The sequence below is a fragment of the Bradyrhizobium genosp. P genome, from assembly GCF_049949265.1.
Taxonomy (GTDB): domain Bacteria; phylum Pseudomonadota; class Alphaproteobacteria; order Rhizobiales; family Xanthobacteraceae; genus Bradyrhizobium.
Window position 1 is genome coordinate 8,156,852 of sequence record NZ_CP188195.1, and the last position, 19,221, is coordinate 8,176,072.

Genomic DNA, 19,221 nt, shown 5'->3' on the forward strand with positions numbered 1-19,221 from the left:
CTCCCCCGCAAGCGGGAGAGGTGAAGGTCAGAACATTCGCTGGAGCAAAGTACCATGAACGTCCAAACCCCCATCCGCGCCGAGCAGGCCGAGTCGCTACGCCAGGCGCGCGAGGAAGCATATTCAACCCCGCTGAAGGACTTTCATCCCGGCGCGCCAAAACTGTTCCAGAACGACACGCTGTGGCCGTGGTTCGAGCGGCTGCGCAAGGAAGAGCCGGTGCATTACTGCACCAATTCGCCGATCGAGCCCTACTGGTCGGTGGTGAAGTACAACGACATCATGCATGTCGACACCAGCCACGGCATCTTTTCTTCCGACTCGACGCTCGGCGGCATCTCGATCCGCGACGTGCCGCCGGGCTACGACTGGCCGAGCTTCATTGCAATGGACCAGCCGAAGCACGCCCATCAGCGCAAGACCGTGTCGCCGATGTTCACGCCGCAGCATCTCGACGAACTGGCAAAGCTGATCCGGCAGCGTTCGGCGACCGTGCTCGACAATCTGCCGCGCAACGAGACCTTCAACTTCGTTGAGCGCGTCTCGATCGAGCTGACGACCCAGATGCTGGCGACGCTGTTCGACTTTCCTTGGGAAGAGCGGCGCAAGCTGACGCGCTGGTCCGATGTCTCGACTGCGCTGCCGAAGAGCGGCATCGTTGAATCGCCGGAGCAGCGGCGGCAGGAGATGGACGAGTGCTACGCCACCTTCACCCGCCTCTGGAACGAGCGCGTCAATGCGCCGCCGAAGAACGATTTGCTGTCGATGATGGCGCATAGCGACGCCACCCGGCACATGGATCCCGACAATCTGATGGGCAACATCATCCTGCTCATCGTCGGCGGCAACGACACCACCCGCAACACCATGAGCGGCTCGGTGCTGGCGCTGCACGAGCATCCCGACCAATTCAGGAAACTGAAGGAGAACCCTGATCTGATCGACACCATGGTGCCGGAGGTGATCCGCTGGCAGACCCCGCTCGCGCATATGCGGCGCACCGCGCTGGTCGATACCGAGATCGGCGGCAAGACCATCAAAAAGGGCGACCGCGTCGTGATGTGGTACGTCTCGGGCAACCGTGACGACGAGGTGATCGAGCGGCCCGACGAATTCATCATCGACCGCGCCCGGCCGCGCATCCACCTGTCGTTCGGCTTCGGCATTCACCGCTGCGTCGGCATGCGGCTCGCTGACCTGCAGCTCAAGATCGTCTGGCAGGAGATGCTGAAGCGCTTCGACCGAATCGAGGTGGTCGGCGAGCCGAAGCGGGTCTATTCCAGCTTCGTGCGCGGGATCGAGTCGCTGCCGGTGCGGATTCCGGGCTGACGATAAACCGCGCTTGCACGAGCTATTTTAATCCGATCACCATCGAATCCGGACCGACCAGCGGTTCGACCCACGTTCTTGAGAATCCTGCGTCACGCATCCAGGCCTGACAGTCCTCCCCCGTATAATCGAACCCACCGGGAGTCTCGATCAGCATATTCAGGCTCATCATGAGACCGAAGGCGTTGGTGCGGCGATCATCATCGATGAGGGCATCATAAACGACGACGGCGCCGCCTTTTGGAAGCGCATCGTGGCGGGAACCATGCCCTGAGCTGCACCGAGATCCATGAAAGTCTTGTAGTCTCTCCACGGGAAATTGGCGGCGATCGCGCCAGCCGGCCCCGCGCTGATTGCGCTCATCGCACTCAAAAATCCGCGCAATTCGACGGCACTCAGGAGTGTTTTGGATGCCCAAAAGCCCAAACCAACCTGCATAATATGTTCCGGTGTTGCTGCGCTCACGGCGTGGTCCTCAACTTGGCTGTCACCAGGTGCACCAGAATGGTTGCGAGGTCTCGCTGTGGCGTCATTTCATAGCGGCAAAGCGGTTGCCATCGCAAGATTCGGCTCGGGTCAGACGTCCCGTGGTCATGCGGGAAAAAGGGCCGAGAATCCTGCGACTCTCGGCCCTTTTGCGATTGTCCGAAGCCGGCTGGACCAATGGGAATCGGCTCAGCTACGACATCGGTCTCAAGACTAGTCCTTGTTGAAGACGTCGTGCCCGAAGGTCGCGTACCGCAGGTCCGGCTGGGCAGCGAAGCCCAAATGGCCGTGCCCGTCATCGCCGCCCTGGTCGATGCCGAGCAAATCTTCGTAGCTGCGCAGCGCCGAGAAGTGGTTGTATTGGCCGACGCTGTTGACGCTGCCGGGCGCAATGTGGCGCGCGTTGAACAATACGGCGCCGATCTTGCCGCCGCCCGGATAGACCCCCGTGGTGGTCGGGGCTTTCTCAGCACCGAGGAATCCGAGAAGCGGGCTATAGCCGAAATTGCTTATATTCGGCCCTGTCGGGTAATTGCAGATAGCCGAATGATACGAATTGGTCAGATCGCACGCCGCGGTGTCGGCTAGCGGGTTGCCCTCGTCGAAGGTCAGAACCACGAGCAGTTCGCCTTCTTTGTAGGCGGGCGAGGCCAGGATCATCGGCATCCAGTGCTTGAGCCAAAGATCGGCGCCGACGAGACCGCCAGCGGAACCGCCCTCGGTATTGGGACCCTGGCAGATAGCATCGTGGCCGTCGTTGCACAGATTGGGCGTCACGAACATGAATCTTGGAGTGGTCTCGCGGCGTTGCAGGTCCTGATAAAGGTGCCCCGAGAATACGTCCGCGCCGTTCGGCCCAGTGCCGACGCTCACTTTGCCCAGCGGGACGACGTGAGCGTCACAACGCGCCTGATTGTCAATAACGCTGTGGAAATACATGAACCCGTTGTGCCGTGTTGCATACTGATCGGAAGCGGTCGCAGAATTGGTCGTGTCGACGCCGTCCAGCGCGGGATGACCGCAGTCGGTACCGCCGAGTGGATCGGGAGTGCCGCCGTCGCGACTTGTCGTGTTGCCCATATCCTCCGAATACTGCCGCCACAGGATGTGCCCCGGCCTATACTTCACGCCTGACGCAGTGAAGGCGACTTGGTCATACTTCTCATCGAGTTGGTCGCCGATTGTCCGGGCGGCATTTTTCCTCGGAGAGGTCTCAAACGACCCCACGGGCGCGGGGTAGATGCAGCCGTCGCCTACCACTTGGCCTGGAAAAGACGAATTGTTGGCGTCCGTGCCCGGCGAGACGTCGAAATACATGCCGGTCAGATTGGTCGGCGAGAAAGTCGCGGCATTGATGCAGTCGCTATTGGTCGACGGTGTAGAGCCCTGGCCCGAGATCTGGGCGATGTAATTGTCCAGGCTGACGTGGCCCGTTGCATACCAATCCGGGATCAATTCGCCCTGTTTCAGGAGTGTGTCGTTGAGATACTTCGCTGGAGAAGCTGGCCCGAACGTCGTTCCCTCGCTCTCGTTCTCCAGCTTAATCACCAGGATGTTTTTGATCCCCTCGCCCGGCTTGTGTTCATGCTCATCCGCCGAGGCAGGTGCCGGCGTAGCGGCCACGCATAGCCCGGCGACCACGGCGCCATTCACGGCATGGCGCAGCATGCCCCAAATATTCGTCGCAAAGTTCATCGAAACCTCCCCAAAAAAAGTAATTTATGCGGCGGCTCGTGTATGCGGGATGACGGACGCAAGACAGTACGTTAACGGAAATATTCCGTTGGGCATGCGCGAGCATCACACTCGTAGGTTTAACGTGGCTGGCCTGAATTTCCCCTACCCGCCCCCTCGACCCGGTCTGGCCAATCTTCGGCGTTCTCGATTTGATACGCGAGGGACGCGGAGGCGGCGCGACCTACCCCAACCTGCATTACGAAGTCCGCCAATCCTCGCACATTTCCATTCGGGCGGCCCATAGCAAGACCATTCGCCTTGCCGGGCTGCCGGAACCGCGACGACGAGGTGATCGACCGGCCCGACGAATTCATCATCGACCGCGCCCGCCCGCGCATCCACCTGACCTTCGGCTTCGGCATCCACCGCTGCGTCGGCATGCGGCTCGCCGAGCTGCAGCTCAAGATCGTCTGGCAGGAGATGCTGAAGCGCTTCGACCGCATCGAGGTGGTCGGCGAACCGAAGCGGGTTTATTCCAGTTTCGTGCGCGGGATCGAATCGCTGCCGGTGCGGATTCCGAGCTGACTACCCGGGTCGGCATGTTCGGTCTGGTCGAAAAGCTATTTTAATCCGATCACCATCGAATCCGGACCGACCAGTGGTTCGACCCACGTTCTTGAGAATCCTGCGTCACGCATCCAGGCCTGACAGTCCTCCCCCGTATAATCGAACCCACCGGGAGTCTCGATCAGCATATTCAGGCTCATCATGAGACCGAAGGCGTTGGTGCGGCGATCATCATCGATGAGGGCATCATAAACGACGACTGCGCCGCCTTTTGGAAGCGCATCGTACACCTTGTGTAAAAGCATCTTCTTCTGGGCGAGGTCCCAATCATGGAGGATATGACCCATGATGATGACATCAACTTTCGGCAGCGGGTCTTCGAAGAAATTTCCACCGTGAAACCGCACGCGGTCCTGCACGCCGCGATGAGCGATGAATTCCTCGAAGACGTGCTTGACCGGGGGAAGGTCGAAACCGATACCAGTGAGGTGGGGATGGGCGCTGGCGAGTGTGGCGGGAACCATGCCCTGAGCTGCACCAAGATCCATGAAGGTCTTGTAGTCTCGCCACGGGAAATTGGCGGCGATCGCGCCAGCCGGCCCCGCGCTGATTGCGCTCATCGCACTCAAAAATCCGCGCAATTTTCCCGAATCGGCATACATCGCCACGAAGGGGCTTTCTCCTCCACCCTTGCTCTCGTTCTGCAATTCGCCGGTGCGCAGGGCCTCCGTGAGCGCCCCCCAGAAGCCGTAGAGACGGGCATTCGCCATCTCCAGGGCACCGCCGATATAGGATGGCTTGGCTCGATCGAGAAAGAGGTCCGTGTCTACGGTGTTGCTGTAGATGCCGTTGTCGCGCTCCAGCAATCTGAGCGCCACCAGCGTATCGAAAAAGTCTCGGGCTGATCGCGGATGCAGCGCAAGTTTTCCTTGAAGAGTCGGCAGATCGGCCGGTGCATTGGCCAGAGTGCTGAACACACCCAGTTCGACAGCACTCAGGAGTGTTTTGGATGCCCAAAAGCCCAAACCAACCTGCATAATGTGTTCCGGTGTTGCTGCGCTCACGGCTTGGTCCTCGAATTGGCTGTCGCCTGGTGCACCAGGATGGTTGCGGGGTCTCGCTACGGAGCGCACGGTCGGCACGGTAAACGAGCCCTGCTACGGAGGAATTGCAGGGATTGGATGTCGCGTTACATCCGTAACACGGCGACTGTAACACGGCGACGGGCGGCAATGCGCGCACCGCGAGGCTCGCGAGAAACGGCGCAAGTGGACCTTTACCCTGACCCCGCGATTTTACCGAACCCGCTCGAGAACTTGTTCGAAACGATCCCGGTCGTTCTTGAACGCCAGGCGTCAGTTCGCTTGTGCAGCCGACCCAAGCCGGTGTTATTCCGCTTTGGCTCGCCGTCCGACCGGGCATGAGTGGATGCGCCGTTCGAGCGCTTGATGTCGTACGGCTCCGCGCTTCGGCATCCACTGCTGCGTCGGCATGCGGCTCGCCGAGCGGCAGCTCATGATCGTCTGGCAGGAGATGCTGAAGCGCTTCGATCGGATCGAACTGGTCGGCAATTGCTGGTGCCGGCGAACCGAACGTGCTTTGGTACCGCATGGCCGAACCGACCCCGGAACAAGTCGCGCAGCTTACGCGCGCGTTCGAGCAATTCACGCGCCGATTCAAGGTGGCTGAAGCGGCGGCGGCCGCCGACAATGCCCTCAACGCGCTGGATGCCGAGACGCTGGTGTTTGCCGGCGAGAATCCCGGTTGCGGCATCGGCGATGTCGCCCGCTATCTCAACGTCGCCATGACGACCATGTCTTCCGCCATCGACCGGCTGGTGCGGAAGGATCTGATCGAGCGCGGCCGGCCCGAGGACGATCGCAGATCGGCAGCGCTGACCGTCACCGACAAGGGGCGGCAAGCGGTCGAGGATCACATTGCCGCTTACCGCGAAGCGTGCCGCGTCATGCTGCGTGCACTCGATCCGCGGGAACGACGCGAACTGATCCGGCTGACGGAAAAGATCGCCAGATCCGAACCTTGAATACTACGAACTTCGTACTATCCTATGCTCCTCCCTGGCTCGCTCCGGAGCCGGTTTCGAATGGAGGCGCCGATGGCAATCGTCATCAATGGAACCGAATATCCGTTACCGGACGACCCCAGGGTTTCGCTGCTTGACCTGCTCCGTGAGCGGCTGGGGCTGACCGGTACAAAGCTCGGCTGCAATCAAGGAGGATGCGGTGCTTGCACCGTCATCGTCGACGGAGCGCGGGTGCTGTCCTGTCTGACACTGGCGGTCCAGGCCAACGGGCGCGAGGTGCAAACCATCGAGGCCATCGCGGGGGAGGACGGCGGACTTCATCCGCTGCAACAGGCGTTCATCGCGCATGATGGTCTCCAGTGCGGCTATTGCACACCGGGCCAGATCTGCTCCGCCATCGCAATGGTCGCAGAGTTGCGAAGGGGCGACCCCAGCTACGTGACAGACGACCTCGCCGAAGGCCCGAAGGGCACGACACGCCAGGAAATACGCGAACGCATGAGCGGCAATCTGTGCCGGTGTGGCGCGCATAACGGGATCGTCGAAGCGATCGAGGAGATGCTGACCGGAGGCGCGGCATGAGACCGTTCGAATATCGGCAGGCAGCCGACCGCAGCGAAGCGTTGTCCATCGCGGCCACCGAGAGCGCTCGCTACCTTGGCGGCGGCACCAATCTGGTGGACTTGATGCGGCAGAATATCGAAGCGCCTGCCGCGCTGGTCGACGTTTCTCGTTTGCCCGGCACCATCGAGGATACGCCAAACGGTGGCCTGTTGATCGGCGCGGCCGTCCGCAACAGCGTCGTCGCCGCGCATCCCGCCGTGCGGACACGCTATCCGATGCTGTCGCGGGCGCTCCTCGCGGGCGCCTCGGCACAAATTCGCAACATGGCGACCGTCGGAGGCAATATCCTGCAGCGGACGCGTTGCGCTTATTTCTACGACGCTGCCGGATCTCGCTGCAACAAGCGCAGCCCTGGCACCGGCTGCGACGCCATCGGCGGTTTCAACCGCTATCATGCCATTTTCGGCGCGTCGGAGCACTGCATCGCGACGCATCCCTCGGACATGTGCGTGGCGCTTGCGGCGCTCGACGCGACGATACATCTCGCCGGCCCAGACGGCGAGCGCAGCGTCCCGCTGCTCGACTTCCATCGATTGCCCGGTGACCGTCCGGAAATCGAGACGATCGCGCGGCCGGGCGAACTGATCACGGCGGTCGAACTCGCCGCGAGCCCCGCCGCGGCGAATTCGCGATATCGCAAGGTGCGCGACCGTTCGAGCTATGCCTTCGCGCTGGTTTCGGTCGCAGCAGGACTGGAAGTCGTGGATGGAAAAATCCAGGACGTGCGGATCGCCCTCGGCGGCGTTGCGCCGAAGCCATGGCGTGCCGCGCAAGCTGAACAACTTCTGCGCGGCCAGGCTCCGACGAGAGAGCTTTTCCTCGCGGCAGCCGATGCCGAACTCGCCGCGGCCAAATCCTTCGACGGCAACGTCTTCAAGATCGAGCTCGCAAAAAGAACCATCGCCGCCATGCTCGGCGAACTCACGGGAGTGGACGCATGAGCAAGCTGCAGAACGCCATCGTCGGCGGGGTCCGCACCGCGATGGGCTATGTCCCCGCGAGCTGGTTGCCCGGCGGCACGCCGGACCCGTTGATCGAAAAGCGGGTGAATCTCGGCACTCAGCAGCCGCGGGTCGATGGCCCCGACAAGGTGCGGGGCATCGCGCGCTTTGCCGCCGAGGTGCGGATGGACCGGCTGCTCTACGCCGCCTGCGTCCACTCGACCGTCGCGCGGGGCCGGATCGTTGCGCTCGAGGTCTCCACAGCCGAGGCTGCGCCCGGCGTGGCGCTGGTGATGACGCATCGCAATGCGCCGAAAATGGCGATGCCTCCGCCGATCGGGCTGACCAACCTCAAGGCTGCAGGTAACAACATCCTGCCCGTGATGCAGGACCCCGAAATTCGCTGGAATGGGCAGGCAGTTGCAGTCGTGCTCGCCGAAACACAGGAGCAGGCCGACCACGCTGCGTCGCTGATCCAGGTGCGCTACGAAGCGGCCGCTGCGCGCACACGGTTCGAGGACGCCAAGGCCGATGCACGCACGCCCGACTCGCTCATGATCGAGAAGAATCGGCTGAAGCGAGGCGACGTCAAAGCGGCGTTCCAGGCGGCGGCGCGCAGCGTCGACGCGGTTTATCGTACCCCCTGGCATAACCACAATCCGATCGAACCGAACGCCGCGACGATTGCCTGGGACGGTGACCGGCTGATTGTGCATGACGCGACCCAGATGCTGAACGGCACCGCCGGTTCGCTCGCAAAAGTGTTCGGCCTCAAGGAATCGCAGGTGTTCGTCAGTTCGCCCTTTGTCGGCGGCGGGTTCGGCGGGAAAGCCCTGTGGGATCACCAGATCCTGGGCGCTGCGGCGGCCAAGCTCGCCGGCCGGCCGGTGCGGATCACTCTTTCGCGCGCAGGAATGCACCGCCTGATCGGCGGCCGCTCGCGGACCGAGCAACGCGTTGCTCTCGCCGCCGATGCCGACGGCAAGCTCAAGGGAGTGATCCACCACGGTTTTTCGGTGAAGCCGCAGCACAGCGCCTGCGACGAGGCATTCACCCTGACGAGCCGCTCGCTCTACGCGTCGGAAAGCTTCGATATCGTGCAGCATACGCTGGACCTCGACGTGCTTGCGAACACCTTCATGCGTGCGCCCGGAGAGGCTGTCGGCACGTTCGCGATTGAATGCGCCATGGACGAACTGGCCTACGGCCTCGCGATGGATCCGATCGAGCTCAGGCGCCGCAACGTCCCGGACAAAGACCCGGTGAGCGGGGCGCCGCACTCCCAAAGCGACTTGATGCGGGCCTACGACCTCGGAGCCGAGCGATTCGGCTGGAAGCGCCGCGCGACCGAACCGCGATCGCGCCGGCAGGGCGAGTGGCTGATCGGGATGGGCTGCGCGACCGGATCCTTTCCATATGCCCGGATGCCCGGCATGTCGGTGCGGATCACCATCGACGGCAACGGTCATGCGACCGTATCGAGCGCCGCACACGAGATGGGCATGGGCACCGCGACCGTGCAGCAACAGCACGCAGCGGATCGCCTCGGCCTGCCGCTGGAGAGCGTCACGGTCAAGATCGGTGACACCAGCCTGCCCTTCGGCAGCTTCGCTGGAGGATCGTCGCAGACCGCCTCGCTCGGCGCGGCAATCGGCGCGGCCAGCAGCAAGCTCGCCGGCGAATTGCTGCGCCTGGCAGGCAACGACACGCCTCTTGCGGGCCTCAGGGCGGCCGATGTTGAATTCGCGAACGGCGGCCTGCAGAAGCTCGACGAGCCTTCCCGTCACGAAAGCTTCGTGTCGATCCTCCGCCGCGCGGCGCGCAGTGACATCAGCGTCATGGGCGAGAGCAGCGCTCCTCTCGAGATGCTCAAGTTCTCGATGCATTCCAGATCGGCTATCTTTTGCGAGCTTGGCGTCAGCCAGGTGACCGGAGAGGTTCGCGTCGACCGTCTCGTTGGCAGCTTCGATTGCGGCCGCATTCTCAACCCCAAAACCGCGGCAAGCCAGTTCCGGGGCGGCATGATCATGGGAATCGGCATGGCGTTGACCGAGGAGACTTTGCTTGATGAACGTACCGGGCGGATCGTCAGCGCCTCGATCACGGACTATCATGTGCCGGTCCACCTCGACGTGCCGGAGATCGACGTGCTGTGGACCGACATCCCGGATCCGCGCACGCCCATGGGAGCGCGCGGTATCGGCGAAATAGGCATTACGGGCGTTGCGGCTGCCATCGCCAACGCCGCGTTCAACGCCACCGGAAAGCGCGTTCGCGAACTCCCGCTGACGCCGGAGAAATTTCTGTCCGTCTGACCACGCCAATGTCTCTCGGGAGCATCGAGCGATTTGGCGAAGCCTGTCCAGTTGCGGCAAGTCTTCAACACGGCTCAGGCACTCAGCGGTCCATCGCGGCCGCCTATAGAATTCCGGCATAGCTGCGCGAGCCAGATGCGAAGTGAATAGAGCCTTCGCTTGCCCTAAGCCTTCGGTGAGGACGCGCCCATGCGCGCCCCGAGCCGAGGCCAAGATGGACCAGATTGCCGTTCACCAGGACAATGCGACCGGCCGGGACTGGCCGGTTGCGATCTATCGCACGCTGAAGGAATTTGGCGTGGCCCAAGTGTCCTACGTCCCTGATGCGGGACATTCGAAGCTGATCAAGCTGTCGCACGCGGATATTGATATCAAGACCACGGTGCTGACGACCGAGGAGGAAGGCGTGGCGCTGGCCGCTGGCGCGTGGCTCGGCGGCGATCGCGCGGTGCTCTTGATGCAATCGAGCGGCGTCGGCAATTGCATCAACATGCTCTCGCTGATGGCGAGCTGCCGCTTTCCGTTCCTGACACTCGTGACGATGCGCGGAGAATGGGCCGAGTTCAATCCGTGGCAGATACCGATGGGCAGGGCGACGCCGCAGGCCTTCGAAATCATGGGCGCGACCGTGCTGCGGCTGGACAACCCTGATGACGCCGAGGAGGTGATCTCGGCCGCCGCCTCGCTCGCCTATGACGGCGACCAGCAGGTCGCGGTGCTGATCTCGCAACGGATGATCGGCCGCAAGAAGTGGACAAAGGAGACGCATTGATGTCACCACCAACAGGCACACTCGATCGCCGCGCCGCCGTGAAGGCGTTGCTCGCAGACCGCGGCGACCTGCTCGTGATCTCCGGGCTCGGCTCCTCGACCTACGATGTGTTCGACGCCGGCGAACATCCCGGCAATTTCTATCTGTGGGGCGCGATGGGTGGCGCTGCGATGGTTGGCCTCGGCCTCGCGCTGGCGCAGCCGCAGCGACCGGTGCTTGTCGTCACCGGTGACGGCGAGCAGCTGATGGGGATCGGCAGCCTGCTGACGATCGCGACCAAGCAGCCCGGCAATCTCTCGATCGCCGTGCTCGACAACGGCCATTTCGGCGAGACCGGAATGCAGCTCAGCCATTCCGGCCTCGGTGCCAAACTGGAAGTGATCGCTGATGGCGCAGGCATCGCCTCGGTTACCGAGATCGCCGATATGGCCGGCGTCGAAAGCTTCCGCGCAAGCTTGCGGGATATGCGCGGCGGCCCGCGCCTGGCGCGGATCAGGATTGCGGCCGGTGAGGTCGAGCGCGCGCTGCCGCCGCGCGACGGCACCTATCTCAAAAACCGCTTTCGCGGCCATCTCGGCTTCGCGGTGACGTGATGCGAAGACGCGCTCAGGCGAGCTGGATATCCCAGAGACCCTCGGCGCGGCAGGCGGCGACCTCGTCGCGCAGCAGCTTTGCGATCAGCGTGATCGCGGTCGAGCCGGGATGCTCGACCGGCGAAGCCAGCGTCAGCTCGCGCCGCGGCGCGGGCCGTGCGATCGGCGCGGTTTCGAGCCGGCCGTCCGCGACTTCGGCGCGTACCGAGGATGGTGGCAGCAGCGTGTATCCCAGCCCCTCCTCGACCAGGCTGGTCAGCACGCGGAACGAATCCGCCTCGAGCTTGACGTCGAGGTCGATCTTTTTCTTCGCAGCCGCATGTTCGAGCAGCGCACGAAGGCCGTGCGAATGACTCGGCAGCACCAGGCGCTGGCGCATCAGCCAGCCGAACTCGACCTGCTTCTTCTGCTTCAGCCCGCTGCCGTGCGGGCCGACCGCGACGATCGAGTCGCGGCCGAGACTCTGCACCGCCAGATGCAGATCGACCGACGGCCCATAGATCACGGCAAGGTCCATCTCGCCGCGATGCAGCCACTCGATCAGGTGCCCGCTGTAGCTCTCGACGATGCAGAGCGAGATTCCGGGATAGCGCTCCACGGTGCGCCGCGCCAGCCGCGCCGAGATCACGCAGCTCACCGTCGGCACCAGCCCGAGCACCACGCGCCCGGACGGCGCGCCGCCGGCGGACTGGATGTCGTCCCGGATCTGATCGATCTGCCGCACGATACCGCTGGTGCGCGCAAGCAGCAGCCGGCCGGCGTCGGTCAGCACCATGCCGCGGCCGTTGCGCGTGAACAGATCGGTGCGCAGCTCGTGCTCGAGCAGCTTGATCTGACGGCTCAGCGCCGGCTGCGCGACCCGCAACGTATCGGACGCCTTGCTCAGACTCCCGAGTTCCGCAACGCAGGCAAACGTCCTAAGCTGGCGGAAATCCATACTTGCCAATCCTGGAAGGCAGGTTCATACGCTATAACAAAACAGCATAGGGAGTTTACCGGGGCCCCACAATGGCGGGCGCTTTGCCCGCAAGATTCTGGTTTTGACGCGTTTTCTTCACGCGAACCGGTCCCCACTTCGCGCGAAAACGCTCTGCTGCAACCTCTCGGCAAGAAGCAACAATGACCGCACACGACCCACAGATCGACGAGCATTCCGACATCCGCGACGCGGTGGCAAAGCTCTGCGCGCAGTTTCCTGGCGAATACTGGCGCAAGCTCGATCGCCAGATGGCCTATCCGAAGGAATTCGTCGATGCGCTGACGGAAGCCGGCTATCTCTCGGTGCTGATCCCCGAGGAATATGGCGGCGCCGGCCTGAAACTGTCGGCGGCCGCCGCGATCCTGGAAGAGATCCAGCGTGCGGGCTGCAATGGCGGCGGCTGCCACGCCCAGATGTACACGATGGGCACTGTACTGCGGCACGGCAATGATGCGCAGAAGGCGAAGTACCTGCCGAAGGTCGCGACCGGCGAGTTGCGGCTGCAGGCGTTCGGCGTCACCGAACCGACCAGCGGCACCGACACCTCCTCGCTGAAAACTTTTGCCAAGCGCGACGGCGACCATTACGTCGTCAACGGCCAGAAGATCTGGACCAGCCGCGCCGAATATTCCGACCTGATGGTCCTGCTCGCGCGCACCACGCCGAAGGATCAAGCCAAGAAGCGCACCGACGGGCTCTCGGTGTTCATCGTCGACATGCGCGAAGCGAAGGGTCACGGCCTGGAGATCCGCCCCATCCGCACGATGATGAACCACGCCACGACCGAAGTGTTCTTCACCGACATGAAGGTGCCGGCGGAGAATCTGATCGGCGAGGAAGGCAAGGGTTTCCGTTACATCCTCTCCGGCATGAATGCCGAGCGCATCCTGATCGCGGCCGAATGCGTCGGCGATGCCAAGTGGTTCATCGCCAAGGCCACCAACTACGCCAAGGAGCGTAGCGTGTTCGGCCGGCCGATCGGCCAGAACCAGGGCGTCCAGTTCCCGATCGCCAAGGCCTATGCCTCGATGCGCGCGGCCGAGTTGATGGTGAAGGAAGCCACGCGCAAATATGAGGCCGGCCTCGACTGCGGCGCCGAGGCCAACATGGCCAAGATGCTGGCGGCGGATGCGTCGTGGGAAGCGGCCAATGCCTGCGTGCAGACCCATGGCGGCTTCGGCTTCGCGGAAGAGTATGATGTCGAGCGCAAGTTCCGTGAGACCCGGCTCTACCAGGTGGCGCCGATCTCGACCAATCTGATTTTGTCCTTCGTGGCCGAGCATGTGCTCGGCATGCCCCGCTCCTACTGAGTTCGCACCATGTTGCCGCTTGAGGGATTGACCGTCATCGCCGTCGAACAGGCGGTTGCCGCGCCGTTCTGCTCGTCGCGCCTGGCCGATGCCGGCGCCCATGTCATCAAGATCGAGCGTCCCGAGGGCGATTTCGCCCGCGGCTACGACGCCGCAGCAAAGGGCCAGAGCAGCTATTTCGTCTGGCTCAACCGCGGCAAGGATTCGGTGGTGATCGATCTGTCCACCAAGGGAGGCCGTGCCACGCTTGAGCAATTGATCGCAAGCGCCGACGTGCTGCTGCAGAACCTCAAACCTGGCTCGATGGACAAGCTCGGCTTCTCGCGCGAGCGGCTGCGCAAGGACTATCCAAAGCTGATCATGTGCACCATATCAGGCTATGGCGACACCGGCCCCTATGCCGACCGCAAGGCCTATGATCTCCTGATCCAGGCCGAGAGCGGCCTCGCCTCGCTCACCGGCGGACCGGAAGGCGCCTCGCGCGTCGGCATGTCGATCGTCGACGTCGCCACCGGCGCGACCGCGCATGCCTCGATCCTCGAAGCGCTGATCGGCCGCGGCCGTACCGGGCAAGGCGCCGACATCCGGATCTCGATGTTCGACGTGATGGCCGACTGGCTCACCGTGCCGCTGCTCAATGCCGAAGACGGCAAGCCGCCGCAACGCATCGGCCTTGCCCATCCCTCGATCGCCCCCTATGGCGTGTTCCGCTCGAAGGACGGCAAGGAGATCCTGATCTCGATCCAGAGCGAGCGCGAGTGGCAGAAACTTTGCGCCGACGTGCTCGGCCAGCCCGATTTGCCCAACGATCCGCGCTTCACCAACATGGTCGAGCGCGTGCGCAACCGCGCGCAGACCGACCGGTTCGTCGGCGACAGTTTCGGCAGGCTGACGCGTGACGAATTGCTGGCGAAGCTCGCAGAGGCCGACATCGCGTTTGCCGAGGTCAATACCATGGCCGACCTCGCCACGCACCCGCATCTCCGCCGCATCGAGGTCGACACGCCGAAGGGCCGCGTCGCCTACCCGGCGCCGGCCGCGATCTTCATGGGCGAAGACAGGCATTACGGCGCGGTGCCTGCCATCGACGAGCGCACGACGAAACGTTCTTAAAGAACTCCTGTCCGGGACAATCTCATGAGCGACACACTCGACCTCGATCATCTCCGCCAGTGGATCGGCCGCAGCACTGATGCAACTGACGTCGTCACCGCGCATCTGGTGATGGGTCTGCGCGCAACGCTGTTCCAGGAGATCGGCGAGCCGAAGCCGGGCGATGCCGCGCCATGGACCACGCATTGGTGCCTCGGCCAGCCGGTGTTTCCGATGTCGCAGCTTGGCCCCGACGGCCACCCGACCCGCGGCGGCTTCCTGCCGCCGGTGCCGCTGCCGCGCCGGATGTGGGCCGGTGGCGAGCTGGAGTTCCTCGATGCCTTGCGCGTCGGCGACACGCCGAAGCGGACCTCGCGCATATCAGATGTCACGGTGAAGACCGGTTCGACCGGCACGCTGTGCTTCGTCTCGATCAATCACGAGGTGACGACGTCGCGCGGCATCGCGATCCGCGAGCGGCAGGATATCGTCTATCGCGAGATGACCGCGCCATCGCCATCGGCCGCGCCCGCCAAGGCTCCGCCGCCTCCGCCGGTCGCACAGCATCGCGAGAGTCACGTCTCCGATCCGGTGCTGCTGTTCCGCTACTCGGCGCTGACCTTCAACGGCCACCGCATCCATTACGATCGCGACTACGTCACCAAGGTCGAGGGCTATCCGGGCCTGATCTTCCACGGCCCGCTGCAGGCCTCCTTCATCGTCGAATTCGCCGCCAAGCTGCATGGCGGCCAACCGCCGAAGAAGTTCGTCTATCGCGGCGTGCAGCCGCTGTTCGAGGGCAGCGAGTTCTCGGTCAATGCCACCGACAAGGACGGCGGCCTGGAGTTGTGGATCGCGAATGCGGAAGGGCAGCCGACCATGAAGGGCACGGCGAGCTGGTAAGGCCTTGACTAAGCCGTCGTTGCGAGCGAAGCGAAGCAATCCATATCTCCCACGCGGAAGCTATGGATTGCTTCGTCGCTTTCGCTCCTCGCAATGACGGAGTGTGAAATGAGCCTTGGGAGTCACGTCATGTCGTCCCGCAAGCCCGCCGCCAGCAAATCCGTCACCGTCAAGGACGCCACCTTCGGCCTGTTGCGCGCGTTCGGCATCAGACGCGTCTTCGGCAATCCCGGCTCGACCGAGCTGCCGTTCCTGAGCGACTGGCCTGATGACATCGACTATGTGCTCGGCCTGCAGGAGGCCTCGGTCGTCGGTATGGCCGACGGTTACGCGCAGGCAACCCGCAACGCCGGTTTCGTCAATTTGCATTCGGGCGCGGGCGTCGGCAACGCGCTCGGCAACATCTACACCGCCCATCGCAACCAGACGCCGCTGGTCATCACCGCCGGACAGCAGGCGCGCAGCATCCTGCCGCTGCAGGCCTTCCTCTACGCCGAGCGCGCGTCGGAGTTTCCGCGGCCTTATGTGAAATACAGCGTCGAACCCGCGCGCGCCGAAGACGTGCCGGCCGCGATCGCGCGCGCCTATTATGTCGCGATGCAGCCGCCCTGCGGACCAACTTTCGTCTCGGTGCCGATCGATGACTGGAACCACGCGACGCAGCCGATCGAGGCGCGCCAGGTCAGCCGCGAGCTCGGTCCGGATGCTTCAGCCATGAACGCGCTGGGGGCAGCGCTTGCCGGCAGCAAGCGGCCGGCCCTCGTCGTCGGTCCCGGGGTCGATCGTGCCGAGGCCGTCGACCTCATGGTCAAGGTTGCCGAGCGATCAAAAGCGGCGGTCTGGGTCAGCCCGTTCTCGGCGCGCTGCTCGTTCCCGGAACGTCATCCGCAATTCGCGGGCTTCCTGCACGCCTCGCCCGGCCAGCTTTCGGACGCGTTGCGCGAGCACGATGTCGTGGTCGTGATCGGCGCGCCGGTCTTCACCTTCCATGTCGAGGGCCACGCCGCGATCTTCGACGGCGCCACCACGATCTTCCAGATTACCGATGATCCGACCGCCGCCGCCGTGACGCCGGTAGGCCAAAGCATCGTCGCGACCATGAAGCCGGCCCTGACGATGCTGCTCGATCTTCTGCCGGACACCAAGCGCGCCGTCCATACCGGCCGTACGCTGCCGCCGCCGCCAGCCGCGGCAGATCCGATCCCGGTCGAATACGTGCTGCACGCGCTTTCCGCGGCGATGGGGCCGCAGGATGTGCTGGTGGAGGAAGCCCCGTCACACCGGCCCGCGATGCAGAAATTCATGCCGATGCGCGGCCAGGACAGTTTCTACACCATGGCGAGCGGCGGCCTCGGCTACAGCCTGCCCGCCGCGGTCGGCATCGCGCTGGGTCGCCGCGAGGCGCGCACGGTCTGCCTGATCGGTGACGGCTCGGCGATGTACTCGATCCAGGCGTTGTGGACCGCCGCCCAGCGCAAGCTGCCTCTGACCGTAGTCATCCTCAACAATTCCGGCTACGGCGCGATGCGCTCGTTCAGCCAGGTGATGCAGGTGCGCAATGTGCCGGGACTCGACCTGCCCGGCATCGATTTCGTCAAGATCGCCGAGGGCATGGGCTGCGACGCGGTGCGGGTGACGAATTCGGCCGAGCTGACCAACGCCTACAAGCGCGGGCTGTCGCATCAGGGCGTGAGCCTGATCGAGGTGATGGTGGATTCCGCGGTGCCGATGCTCTACGCACAGAAGGGTTGAGGCACACCCTCCCCGTCATTGCGAGCGAAGCGAAGCAATCCATGCACCCGCATACGCGGACGGATGGATTGCTTCGTCGCTAACGCTTCTCGCAATGACGGGAGAGCGCGAGCGTCACGACCCGCCTTACTTCCCGTAGCTCTCCCGCATCTTCGCCTGGATCTTGGCCATGCCGCCGATCCAGCGGTCGTAATTCTCGGTCTTCTTGCGCATGTAGCCGAGCACCTGGGGGTGCGGCAGGATCAGGAAGGTCTCCTCGTCGAGCCCCTTCAGCACGTCCTGCGCGACCCGCTCCGGCGTCAGGTCGCCGTCGCCGGATTGCGGGCCCTTGGGGATCGAGCGCAGCATGTTGGTGTCGACGCCCTGCGGGCAGAGGATCGAGACCTTGATGTTGTCGGCGCGATGCGAGATCGCGAGGTTTTCGGCGAAGCCGACCGCGGCATGCTTGGTCGTCGAGTAGGCCGGGCTGCCGACCTGCGACAGCAGACCCGCCGCGGAGATCGTGTTGAGGAAATACCCGCCGCCCCGCGCCTTCATGCGCGGCACCAGGTGCCGCGCCGCGTAGACATGCGCCATGACGTGGATCGCCCAGCTCCGTGACCACGGCTCGTCCGAGGCGCCGCCGGCATTCACCGACAGCGGATCGAAGCCGCCGCCGATGCCGGCATTGGAGCAGAACAGCGCTATCGGGCCGAACATGCGCTCGGTCTCGTCGATCACATGCAGGATGTTCTTCTCCTGCCCGACATCGCATTTGAACGCCGCGCCGCCGACCGACGCTGCAACCGCTTCCGCATGTCCATGGTCGAGATCGACGACCACGACCCTGGACGCGCCTGCGGCGTGGAACGCCTCGCACATCGCCTTGCCGATGCCGTTGCCACCGCCGGTGACCACCACGATTTTACCCGCCACCTGCATGGCCATCCTCCCGGAATCTTGATGTTAGAGGGAGTATGATAGCCCATCCGCCGCCGTTGGCGAGAGCTTCAGCTCGCCAGCACGACGTCGAACACGGCCGTGTAGTGGCAGGCTGCGCCGAGCAGGACGAAGCAGTGCCAGATCGCGTTCTGGAAGCGCAGCCGCCGCCAGGCGTGGAAGATCACGCCGAGACTGTAGAGCACGCCGCCCGCGAGCACGAAGCCGAGCGCCATGGCCGGCAGCACCTTGACCACCGCGTTGTAGAGCATGATGCCGCTCCAGCCCATCGCGAGATAGAGCCCGACCGAGAGCCGGTCGAACCGGCCGGGATAGACCAGCTTCAGCCAGATGCCGACGATCGCCACGCACCACACACCGACGAGCAGCGCTATGGCGAAATAGCTGTCCTTCACTTCCATGATCAGGGGCGTGTAGGTCGCCGCGATCAACAAATAGATCGCCGAGTGATCGAAGCGGCGCAGCACCCATTTGGCGCGCGACACCGGCCAGAGATTATAGGTCGCCGACAGCACCAGCATCGCGAGCAGGCCGGCGACATAGACCGACACGACGGCAACGTCGAGCGGGCTGGCATAGACCGCGGTCAGCACGATCAGCGCAGTCGCCGCGACCAGCCCGAAGCAGACGCCGACGATGTGCACGACGCCATCAGCGATTACTTCGGCACGGTCGTAATTCCAGAGCACGGCGCCGGCCGCGTGGATCGAGTGCGACGCAAATTGCTTCAGGCGGAAGACCGTCATACGGGGAGGCTTTCCTCAGGGCGATAGAACATGGGTATCGCAGGTGCGAAGGTACGTTCAATCCTCTCGCCTGCAAAGGCGCCGGAAGTGTGAAGCTTGATTTCGGGCCGATTATCGCCATTTTGCGTGTGATCGCTCGCCCGTTTTTTGGG

General features: G+C 63.7%; 17 protein-coding genes and 1 pseudogene. 12 read left to right on the top strand and 6 right to left on the bottom strand.

The genetic code is table 11. The features are described from left to right. The first annotated feature begins 54 nt into the window (after positions 1 to 54). Positions 55 to 1,329: a cytochrome P450 gene (locus ACP2YO_RS39195; RefSeq protein ID WP_426436487.1), complete on the top strand. Its 1,275-nt coding sequence runs from the start codon at positions 55 to 57 to the stop codon at positions 1,327 to 1,329. Positions 1,330 to 1,351: 22 nt separating this feature from the next. On the opposite strand, the gene ACP2YO_RS39200 is transcribed toward ACP2YO_RS39195, so the two are convergent. Beyond that, complete coding sequence (locus ACP2YO_RS39200; protein ID WP_426443424.1) at positions 1,352 to 1,642, bottom strand: methyltransferase; 291 nt, start codon at positions 1,640 to 1,642, stop codon at positions 1,352 to 1,354. Positions 1,643 to 2,028: 386 nt separating this feature from the next. Then, positions 2,029 to 3,483, bottom strand: coding sequence for a hypothetical protein (locus ACP2YO_RS39205; RefSeq protein ID WP_426436489.1), 1,455 nt, complete (start codon positions 3,481 to 3,483; stop codon positions 2,029 to 2,031). 342 nt (positions 3,484 to 3,825) lie between these two features. Between ACP2YO_RS39205 and ACP2YO_RS39210 the strand changes: the two are divergent. After that, positions 3,826 to 4,077, top strand: a pseudogene (locus tag ACP2YO_RS39210) (cytochrome P450); the annotation flags it as partial. Between the two features lie 35 nt (positions 4,078 to 4,112). Here the strand turns inward: ACP2YO_RS39210 and ACP2YO_RS39215 are convergent. After that, entirely contained in the window at positions 4,113 to 5,123 is a 1,011-nt protein-coding gene (locus tag ACP2YO_RS39215) for a methyltransferase (protein ID WP_426436491.1), read from the bottom strand. Positions 5,124 to 5,668: 545 nt separating this feature from the next. On the opposite strand from ACP2YO_RS39215, the gene ACP2YO_RS39220 reads away from it, so the two are divergent. The 6 genes from ACP2YO_RS39220 to ACP2YO_RS39245 all read left to right on the top strand — a co-directional run bounded on the left by ACP2YO_RS39220 (position 5,669) and on the right by ACP2YO_RS39245 (position 11,348). After that, positions 5,669 to 6,103 (top strand): MarR family winged helix-turn-helix transcriptional regulator, encoded by a 435-nt coding sequence (locus ACP2YO_RS39220; protein ID WP_426436493.1) that lies wholly within the window; start codon positions 5,669 to 5,671, stop codon positions 6,101 to 6,103. Positions 6,104 to 6,175: 72 nt separating this feature from the next. Then, complete coding sequence (locus ACP2YO_RS39225) at positions 6,176 to 6,685, top strand: (2Fe-2S)-binding protein (protein WP_426436495.1); 510 nt, start codon at positions 6,176 to 6,178, stop codon at positions 6,683 to 6,685. Further along, on the top strand, positions 6,682 to 7,668 hold the full coding sequence (locus ACP2YO_RS39230) for an FAD binding domain-containing protein (protein WP_426436497.1): 987 nt from the start codon (positions 6,682 to 6,684) through the stop codon (positions 7,666 to 7,668). Before ACP2YO_RS39225 ends, ACP2YO_RS39230 begins: the two co-directional genes overlap by 4 nt. A gap of 41 nt (positions 7,669 to 7,709) precedes the next feature. Beyond that, complete coding sequence (locus tag ACP2YO_RS39235) at positions 7,710 to 9,983, top strand: xanthine dehydrogenase family protein molybdopterin-binding subunit (protein ID WP_426443425.1); 2,274 nt, start codon at positions 7,710 to 7,712, stop codon at positions 9,981 to 9,983. 214 nt (positions 9,984 to 10,197) lie between these two features. After that, on the top strand, positions 10,198 to 10,755 hold the full coding sequence (locus ACP2YO_RS39240; protein ID WP_426436499.1) for a phosphonopyruvate decarboxylase: 558 nt from the start codon (positions 10,198 to 10,200) through the stop codon (positions 10,753 to 10,755). After that, entirely contained in the window at positions 10,755 to 11,348 is a 594-nt protein-coding gene (locus ACP2YO_RS39245; protein ID WP_426436501.1) for a thiamine pyrophosphate-dependent enzyme, read from the top strand. Before ACP2YO_RS39240 ends, ACP2YO_RS39245 begins: the two co-directional genes overlap by 1 nt. Before the next feature lie 13 nt (positions 11,349 to 11,361). Here the strand turns inward: ACP2YO_RS39245 and ACP2YO_RS39250 are convergent, their stop codons facing one another. Continuing rightward, positions 11,362 to 12,285: a LysR substrate-binding domain-containing protein gene (locus ACP2YO_RS39250; RefSeq protein WP_426436503.1), complete on the bottom strand. Its 924-nt coding sequence runs from the start codon at positions 12,283 to 12,285 to the stop codon at positions 11,362 to 11,364. A 182-nt stretch (positions 12,286 to 12,467) separates the two neighbouring features. On the opposite strand from ACP2YO_RS39250, the gene ACP2YO_RS39255 reads away from it, so the two are divergent. From ACP2YO_RS39255 to mdlC, 4 genes are all read left to right on the top strand, one after another. Further along, positions 12,468 to 13,637 carry an acyl-CoA dehydrogenase family protein gene (locus ACP2YO_RS39255; protein WP_426436505.1) on the top strand — a complete coding sequence of 390 codons (1,170 nt, stop codon included), beginning with the start codon at positions 12,468 to 12,470 and terminating at the stop codon, positions 13,635 to 13,637. 9 nt (positions 13,638 to 13,646) lie between these two features. Next, positions 13,647 to 14,750: a CaiB/BaiF CoA transferase family protein gene (locus tag ACP2YO_RS39260; RefSeq protein ID WP_426436507.1), complete on the top strand. Its 1,104-nt coding sequence runs from the start codon at positions 13,647 to 13,649 to the stop codon at positions 14,748 to 14,750. A 24-nt stretch (positions 14,751 to 14,774) separates the two neighbouring features. Next, the gene (locus ACP2YO_RS39265; protein ID WP_426436509.1) at positions 14,775 to 15,632 is read left to right on the top strand and encodes an FAS1-like dehydratase domain-containing protein; all 858 of its coding nucleotides are present in this window, start codon (positions 14,775 to 14,777) and stop codon (positions 15,630 to 15,632) included. A 129-nt stretch (positions 15,633 to 15,761) separates the two neighbouring features. Next, a complete protein-coding gene (mdlC, locus tag ACP2YO_RS39270) occupies positions 15,762 to 17,384 on the top strand; it encodes a benzoylformate decarboxylase (protein ID WP_426436511.1) in 1,623 nt (540 codons plus the stop codon). Positions 17,385 to 17,510: 126 nt separating this feature from the next. Here mdlC and ACP2YO_RS39275 read toward each other — a convergent pair whose 3' ends face one another. Together ACP2YO_RS39275 and trhA are read right to left on the bottom strand one after the other, a co-directional pair. Then, positions 17,511 to 18,305, bottom strand: coding sequence for an SDR family oxidoreductase (locus ACP2YO_RS39275; protein ID WP_426436513.1), 795 nt, complete (start codon positions 18,303 to 18,305; stop codon positions 17,511 to 17,513). Positions 18,306 to 18,373: 68 nt separating this feature from the next. Next, a complete protein-coding gene (trhA, locus tag ACP2YO_RS39280; protein ID WP_426436515.1) occupies positions 18,374 to 19,069 on the bottom strand; it encodes a PAQR family membrane homeostasis protein TrhA in 696 nt (231 codons plus the stop codon). Between the last annotated feature and the right edge of the window lie 152 nt (positions 19,070 to 19,221).

Bases quoted from the DNA above. Each gene is read 5' to 3' on its own strand.
- ACP2YO_RS39195 (WP_426436487.1), top strand. From the start codon at position 55: ATGAACGTCCAAACCCCCATCCGCGCCGAGCAGGCCGAGTCGCTACGC.
- ACP2YO_RS39205 (WP_426436489.1), bottom strand. From the start codon at position 3,483: ATGCTGCGCCATGCCGTGAATGGCGCCGTGGTCGCCGGGCTATGCGTG.
- ACP2YO_RS39220 (WP_426436493.1), top strand. From the start codon at position 5,669: ATGGCCGAACCGACCCCGGAACAAGTCGCGCAGCTTACGCGCGCGTTC.
- ACP2YO_RS39225 (WP_426436495.1), top strand. From the start codon at position 6,176: ATGGCAATCGTCATCAATGGAACCGAATATCCGTTACCGGACGACCCC.
- ACP2YO_RS39230 (WP_426436497.1), top strand. From the start codon at position 6,682: ATGAGACCGTTCGAATATCGGCAGGCAGCCGACCGCAGCGAAGCGTTG.
- ACP2YO_RS39235 (WP_426443425.1), top strand. From the start codon at position 7,710: ATGGGCTATGTCCCCGCGAGCTGGTTGCCCGGCGGCACGCCGGACCCG.
- ACP2YO_RS39240 (WP_426436499.1), top strand. From the start codon at position 10,198: ATGGACCAGATTGCCGTTCACCAGGACAATGCGACCGGCCGGGACTGG.
- ACP2YO_RS39245 (WP_426436501.1), top strand. From the start codon at position 10,755: ATGTCACCACCAACAGGCACACTCGATCGCCGCGCCGCCGTGAAGGCG.
- ACP2YO_RS39250 (WP_426436503.1), bottom strand. From the start codon at position 12,285: ATGGATTTCCGCCAGCTTAGGACGTTTGCCTGCGTTGCGGAACTCGGG.
- ACP2YO_RS39255 (WP_426436505.1), top strand. From the start codon at position 12,468: ATGACCGCACACGACCCACAGATCGACGAGCATTCCGACATCCGCGAC.
- ACP2YO_RS39260 (WP_426436507.1), top strand. From the start codon at position 13,647: ATGTTGCCGCTTGAGGGATTGACCGTCATCGCCGTCGAACAGGCGGTT.
- ACP2YO_RS39265 (WP_426436509.1), top strand. From the start codon at position 14,775: ATGAGCGACACACTCGACCTCGATCATCTCCGCCAGTGGATCGGCCGC.
- mdlC (WP_426436511.1), top strand. From the start codon at position 15,762: ATGTCGTCCCGCAAGCCCGCCGCCAGCAAATCCGTCACCGTCAAGGAC.
- ACP2YO_RS39275 (WP_426436513.1), bottom strand. From the start codon at position 18,305: ATGCAGGTGGCGGGTAAAATCGTGGTGGTCACCGGCGGTGGCAACGGC.
- trhA (WP_426436515.1), bottom strand. From the start codon at position 19,069: ATGACGGTCTTCCGCCTGAAGCAATTTGCGTCGCACTCGATCCACGCG.